The 7,252-nt window shown below is 68.0% G+C and carries 3 protein-coding genes; 2 read left to right on the forward strand and 1 reads right to left on the reverse strand.

What is annotated here, in order from left to right; genetic code table 11:
• Positions 1–260: 260 nt before the first annotated feature.
• Both dnaE and ASE89_RS19415 read left to right on the forward strand, forming a co-directional pair.
• Positions 261–3,749: a DNA polymerase III subunit alpha gene (gene dnaE, locus ASE89_RS19410; RefSeq protein WP_056681307.1), complete on the forward strand. Its 3,489-nt coding sequence runs from the start codon at positions 261–263 to the stop codon at positions 3,747–3,749.
• A gap of 19 nt (positions 3,750–3,768) precedes the next feature.
• A complete protein-coding gene (locus ASE89_RS19415) occupies positions 3,769–5,361 on the forward strand; it encodes a long-chain fatty acid--CoA ligase (protein ID WP_056681309.1) in 1,593 nt (530 codons plus the stop codon).
• Between the two features lie 9 nt (positions 5,362–5,370).
• Here ASE89_RS19415 and ASE89_RS19420 read toward each other — a convergent pair whose 3' ends face one another.
• On the reverse strand, positions 5,371–7,149 hold the full coding sequence (locus ASE89_RS19420) for a cation:proton antiporter domain-containing protein (RefSeq protein WP_056681311.1): 1,779 nt from the start codon (positions 7,147–7,149) through the stop codon (positions 5,371–5,373).
• Positions 7,150–7,252: the final 103 nt, after the last annotated feature.

The raw sequence follows: 7,252 nt of genomic DNA on the forward strand, positions 1-7,252 counted from the left end.
TCGCAGTAACGAAGCGCAGACCTCAATGAGCAACGTCCCCCAACTGGGCCCCGGCCTCCGCCGGGGTGGTAATTGTAGGCAGCACCCTCACCACAAGGATGTTCCCCCGCGAAGGCGGGGGCCCAGACTGGACTCCCGCCTTCGCGGGAGAACAGCACCGAACCAAAAACCAAACACCCCACCTCAACTCATCCCGTCCCAACCCGCACCCCCCGCCATCGCGTCTGGTCGAATCACGCCGCAACGCCTACCTCTCACCCATGCATTCCGGTTACGTCCCGCTCCGCGTCTTTTCCTGCTACACCATGCTCGACGGCGCGATCGATCCCAAGGCGATCGCCAAGCAGGCGCGCGCGCTCGGCTTTCCCGCCGCCGCGCTGACCGACCGCAACGGCCTCTACGCCGCGATGGCCTATTCGGACGCCGCCAAGAAGGACGGGGTCCAGCCGGTCATCGGCGTGATGCTCGGGCTCGCCCGCCCCGACATGCCCGACGGCATCGCCACCCCGTTCGACTGGATCGCGCTCTACGCGCAGAACGCGAAGGGCTATGACAATCTCTGCGCGCTCGTCTCGATGGCGCATCTCGATCGCCCGATCGAGATGCCCGCGCATGTCGATTTCGCCGCGCTCGAACGCCATGCCGACGGGCTGATCGCGCTGACCGCGGGCGGCGAGGGCGGTCTCGCCCGGCTGTTCGCGGAAGCCCAGCCCGACCGCGCCCGCGCCTATCTCGACCGCCTTCAGCACCTGTTCGGCGACCGCCTCTACATCGAGCTCTCACGCCGCGGCGACGCGACCGAGATCGCCGCCGAGGACGCGCTGATCGACATCGCCTATGAGCGCAACCTGCCGCTGGTCGCGACGAACCCGTGCTGCTTCACCGAAAGCGCGTTCGGCGACGCGCACGACGCCATGCTCTGCATCGCGCACTCGACCTATGTCGAGACCGAGGACCGCATCCGCAGCTGCCCCGAAGCGTGGATGAAGCCCGCGCCGGTGATGCACGAGATGTTCGCCGACCTGCCCGAGGCGATCGCCAACACGCTCGTCGTAGCCCAGCGCTGCGCCGTGATGGCGCCGTACCGCAAGCCGATCCTCCCCAGCCTCGCGGGCGATATCGAGGGCGAGGCGAAACTGCTCCGCGACGACGCCGAGGCCGGGCTCGAAAAGCGTCTGGCACGTATCACCGAACTCCACGGAGAGGCCGAGGACGGCTGGCGCGACGTCTATCGCGCGCGGCTCGCCTTCGAGGTCGACGTGATCGTCCAGATGGGCTTTCCCGGCTATTTCCTGATCGTCGCCGACTTCATCAAATGGGCGAAGGATCACGACATTCCGGTCGGCCCGGGCCGTGGCTCGGGCGCAGGCTCGGTCGTCGCCTGGGCGCTGACCATCACCGATCTCGATCCGATCAAGCTGGGGCTCCTGTTCGAGCGCTTCCTGAACCCCGAACGCGTGTCGATGCCCGATTTCGACATCGACTTCTGCGAAACCCGCCGCGGCGAGGTGATCCGCTACGTCCAGGAGAAATACGGCCGCGATCAGGTCGCGCAGATCATCACCTTCGGTAAGCTGAAGGCGCGCGCGGTGCTGAAAGACACCGGTCGCGTGCTCCAGATGAGCTATGGCCAGATCGACCGGCTGGCAAAGCTCGTCCCCAACCACCCGACCGATCCCTGGACGCTGGAGCGCGCGCTGAACGGCGTCGGCGAGCTCGCCAAGGAATATGCCAACGACAATGGCGTGCGAAAGCTGCTCGATCTGGCGATGAAGCTGGAGGGGCTGCCGCGCCACTCGTCGACCCACGCCGCCGGCGTGGTGATCGGCGACCGGCCCTTGGCTCAGCTCGTCCCGCTCTACCGCGATCCGCGCTCGGACATGCCCGTCACGCAGTTCGACATGAAATATGTCGAGGGCGCGGGCCTCGTGAAGTTCGATTTTCTCGGGCTCAAGACGCTCTCGGTGCTCCAGAAGGGCGTGCAGCTGCTCGCCAAGCGCGGGATCAAGGTCGATCTCGACGCGCTCGAATGGGACGATGCCGGCGTTTACGCGCTGCTCCAGAAGGGCGACACGGTCGGCGTGTTCCAGCTCGAATCGGAGGGCATGCGCCGCACGCTGTCCGCGGTCCGCCCGTCGAACTTCGGCGACATCATCGCGCTCGTCTCGCTCTACCGACCGGGCCCGATGGACAATATCCCGTCGTTCGGCAGGCGTAAGAACGGCACCGAGACGATCGAATATCCGCACCCCGCGCTCGAATCGATCCTGTCGGAGACCTACGGGATCTTCGTCTACCAGGAACAGGTCATGCAGGCCGCGCAGATCCTCGCGGGCTTCTCGCTCGGCGGCGCCGATCTGCTGCGCCGCGCGATGGGCAAGAAGATCAAGGCCGAGATGGACGCGCAGCGCGCGATCTTCGTCGAGGGCTGCGCCAAGGTGAACAATATTCCGAAGGCCAAGGCCAACGAGCTGTTCGACTTGATCGACAAGTTCGCAGGCTACGGCTTCAACAAGAGCCACGCCGCCGCCTATGCGCTGCTCGCCTACCAGACCGCGTGGCTGAAGGCGCATCACCCGCACGAATTCTTCGCTGCGTCGATGTGCTACGACCTGCATCAGACCGACAAGCTCGCGATCTTCACCGACGACATGCGCCGTCTGGGCATCGCCACGCTGCCGCCGTGCATCAACGCGAGCCAGGCCGAGTTCGACGTCGAGGTGAAGGACGGCGAACCCGCGGTCCGCTACGCTCTGGGCGCGCTCAAGTCGGTCGGCGAAGGCGCGATGGAGAAGCTCATCGTCGAGCGCGTCCAGAACGGCCCGTTCGCCGGGCTCGACGATCTCGCCAAGCGCGTCGACCCGCGCCTGCTCAACAAGCGCCAGCTCGAAACGCTCGCCGCCGCGGGCGCGTTTGACGGGTTCGAGCCCAACCGCGCCGGCATCCACGCCACCGCCGAGACGATCCTCGCGATCGCCGCCCGTACCCACGCCGCCAAGACCAGCGGGCAGGGCGGTCTGTTCGGCGATGCCGAGCCCGCGGGCGACGCGATCAAGCTGCCGCCCGCGGTCCGCTGGACGCTCAGCCAGCGGATGGACCAGGAGAAGGAGGCGTTCGGCTTCTATTTCTCCGCGCACCCGGTCGACCGCCACCGCCACATCGCCAACAGCCACGGCGCGCGCGCCTATACCGCCTTGTCCGAGCTCAACATTCCCGACGACGGCAGCCGCGCCGGCGCGACGATGGCGGTGCTGGTCGAGGATGCGCGCTATCGCACCTCCGCGCGCGGCAAGCGCTTCATGATGGCGCAATGCTCCGACGCCAGCGGCCAGTTCATGGCGACCTGTTTCGACGATCAGGTCTCGAAGGATCTCGAGGACGCCGCCAAGGCGGGCGGCTGCGGCCTCATCACCGTCGAGCTCGATCGTAAGCCCGGCGAGGACACGCCGCGCGTCAGCATCAAGCGAATCCAGCCGTTCGAGGGGCTCGCCAACATCGCGCGCTTCCAGGTCGTCGTGACCATCTCGGACATGGCCGCGTTCGCCGGGCTCGCGTCCTTGCTCGCCGACCACCGCGGCGCGCGCGGCGAGGTCCGCGTCCGCGCGATGCTCCCCGACGGCGAGGTCAGCATCCTGCTCGGCCGCGATTTCCTGCTCGACGGCGAGCTTGCAGAGCACATCGAGTCGTTGCACGGTGTGACAAAGGTGGAGCTCAAGACCTCGGAAACGCGGCTGGCTCTCGTCGGATAAACTGCTTGGGAGAGCGACGATGCTGGGTGGAATGCAGGACTTCGAGCTTCGCGTCCCCCGGCTGATCGACCATGCCGCGCGCGAACATGGCCGCCGCGAGATCGTCAGCTACTGGGCGGACGGACGCGAGACCCGCACCGACTGGTCCGGCATCGCACGCGACGCGAAGAAGCTCTCCCAAGCGCTTGAAAAGCTTGGCGTCCGTCCCGGCGACCGGGTCGCGACACTCGCGATGAACCACGCACACCACCTCGTCGCCTGGTATGGCACGATCGGGATGGGCGGGGTGATCCACACGATCAACCCGCGGCTGTTCGACGAACAGCTCGTCTATATCGCCAACCATGCCGAAGACCGCGTGATGCTCTACGACAAGGCGTTCCAGCCGATCGTCGACCGGCTGCGCGGGCAATGGTCGAGCATCCGCCATTATGTCTGTTTCGACGATCTCGGCCCCGACGGCTTCCGCGCGCTGCTCGACGAGCAGGATGGCGACTATGCCTGGGTCGAGGGGCCCGAGCGCGATCCGTGCATGCTCTGCTATACCAGCGGCACCACCGGCAATCCCAAGGGCGTGCTCTACACGCACCGCTCGACGCTGATCCACGCGATGGCGGAGGTCGCGCCATGGGTGTTCGATCTGTCCCCCAGCGCGGTCGTGCTGCCCGTCGTGCCGATGTTCCACGCCGCCGCCTGGGGGCTGCCCTTCGCCTGCGCGCTGTCGGGGGCGAAGGTGGTCTATTCGGCGATCAACGATCCGGGCGTGCTGTGCCGGCTGATGAACCAGGAGCACGTCACGCATTCGGCGGGCGTGCCGACCGTCTGGCTCGCGCTGTTCGGGCATATCGACGCGACCGGCGAGGCACCCGAGCATCTGAAGCTGGTGACGATCGGCGGAGCCGCGGCCCCGCGCGCGATGATCGACCGGATCATGACCATGGGTGCGTCGGTCAAGCATCTCTGGGGCATGACCGAGACCTCGCCGATCGGCACCGCGGGCTTCGCACCGCCGCACTGGGACATGATGACGCATGACGAGAAGCTCGATCTCGTCACCAAGCAGGGCAGCGTCCCCTTCGGCATCGAACTGCGCATCGTCGACGATCAGGGGCAGGTGCTCCCGCGCGACGGCTCGATCGCCGGCTCGCTCCAGGTCCGCGGCCCCTGGGTGGTGCAGCGCTATTTCGGCGCGGACAGCGACGCGGTCGATGCGGAGGGCTGGTTCGACACCGGCGACGTCGCGATGCTCCACACCGACGGCACGATGCAGATCACCGACCGGTCGAAGGACGTCATCAAGTCGGGCGGCGAATGGATCAGCTCGGTCGATCTCGAAAACGCCGCGATCGGCTGCCCCGGCGTCGCGGAGGCCGCGGCGATCGGCATCCACCACCCCAAATGGGACGAGCGCCCGCTGCTGATCGTCGTCCGCAAGCCCGGCAGCACCGTCACCGACACCGCGATCCGCGATCATCTGGCGCAGCACGTCGCCAAATGGTGGCTCCCCGACGCGATCGTCTTCGTCGACGAACTGCCCCACACCGCAACGGGCAAACTCCTGAAGACCGCGCTGCGCGAACGGTTCAGGGACTTCACCCTCACCGACGCCTGACGCCCCGCGCTAGACCTTCCGCGGCGTCCGCTTGGCCTTGCGGACCCGCGGCTCGACCAGCATGTCCGCCGCCGCCTTGATCTCCTGCCGCAGCTCGTCGCGCTTCTCGTGGATCGACGCGATCACCGGCCCCATCGCGACGCCCAGGTCGACCAGCACCGCCTCCGCCAGCTGCAGCGAGCTCTCCAGCGTCTCGGGCACCGCATCGGTCACGCCTGCGCGGTACAGCTCGGCGGCATGCGCGGTGTCGCGGGCGCGCGCGACGATCGGCAAATTGGGCGCCAGCAGCCGCACCCGCCGCGCCAGCCGCACCGTCAGCACCGGGTCGTCCATCGTCAGGATCAGCGCCTTGGCGGTATCCAGCTTCAGCCGGTCGACCAGCTCGGGCCGCGCGACGTCGCCGAACAGCACCGGATGCCCCTGCGCCCGCGCGGCTTCGACCGAATCGATATCCGCCTCGACCGCGACATAGCGCTGGCCGTGCACCGCGAGCATGTCCGCGACCATCCGCCCGACCCGGCCGAAGCCGATCACCACCGTCCCCGGACCCTCCTCGTCGATCTCGACATCGCCCGCCTCCGCGGTCGACCGGCTTTCCAGCTGACGCGACACGGTGCGGCCGAGCTTGGCGAGCAGCGGCGTGATCGTCAGCCCGATCGCGGTCACCGTCTGCCAGAAGCTCGCGGTCGACGGCAGGATCAGCTGCGCCTGCGCCGCGGTCGCCAGCACGATCAGCGTCGTCTCGGACGGGCTCCCCATCAGCAGCCCGGTCTCCGCCGCCACCCCGCGCCGCGAATTGGCGACGCGCAGGAACAGGAACGTCACGACCGCCTTGGTCGCCACCACCCCGGTCACCGCGAGCAGCAGCGACGGCCAGTTCTGCGCGATCAGCCGCAGGTCCAGGCTCATCCCCACCGTGATCAGGAACACGCCCAGCGCCAGCCCCTTGAACGGCGCGGTGATCACCTCGACCTCGCTGTGATATTCGGTCTCCGCGATCAGCAGCCCGGCGAGCAGCGCGCCGACGATCGGCGACAGCCCCGCCGCGGTCGTCGCGACACTCGCCACGATCACCACCAGCAGCGACGCCGCCAGGAACAGCTCGGGGCTCTTGGTCCGCGCCGCCTGCCCGAACAGCCGCGGCAGGATCAGCCGCCCGCCGACATACATCGCCACCACCGTGGCCGCGCCGCGCAAGGCGACGCCTGCCAGGTTGCTCCACCCGTCCGCGGTCGCGGTCGGCGCGAGCGCGCCCAGCACGAAGATCAGCGGCACCAGCGCCAGATCCTCGAACAGCAGCATCGCAAACGCCCCGCGCCCGACCGCGCCGGTCGTCCCGACCAGCGGCAGCACCAGCGCGGTCGACGACAGCGCCAGCGCAAAGCCCAGCCCGATCGCACCCGCCCAGCCTTGCCCGATGAAATGCAGCGCGACCGCGATGATCATCGCCGACCCGATCAGCTCGGCCGCCCCGGTCCCGAACACCAGCCGCTTCATCGACCAGAGCCGCCGGAACGACAGCTCGAGCCCGATCGAGAACAGCAGCAGGATGATCCCGAACTCGGCGAACGGCTCGATCGCCTCGGGGTTGGAAATCGTCAGGTAATAGAGCCACGGCATCGCCCCGGTGAGCGAACCCAGCCCCGCCGGCCCCACCAGCAGCCCGACCAGGATGAACCCGATCACCGGACTGACCCGGAACCGCGCAAACGCCGGGATCACCAGCCCCGCCGCACCAAGAATGACGAGTGTGTCGCTGAAACCCTGATTGTCGAGCCGTAATGCCATCCCCCGACCTTAGGCGACGCCTCCCCGATTCGTCAGGGAATAATACCGCCCCATCGCCGCGCGGTTCGCGCTCCTGAGAGCGGCGGGCGCGGGGGGGGGGGGG

Source organism: Sphingomonas sp. Leaf30 (assembly GCF_001422525.1).
Lineage (GTDB): Bacteria > Pseudomonadota > Alphaproteobacteria > Sphingomonadales > Sphingomonadaceae > Sphingomonas > Sphingomonas aerolata.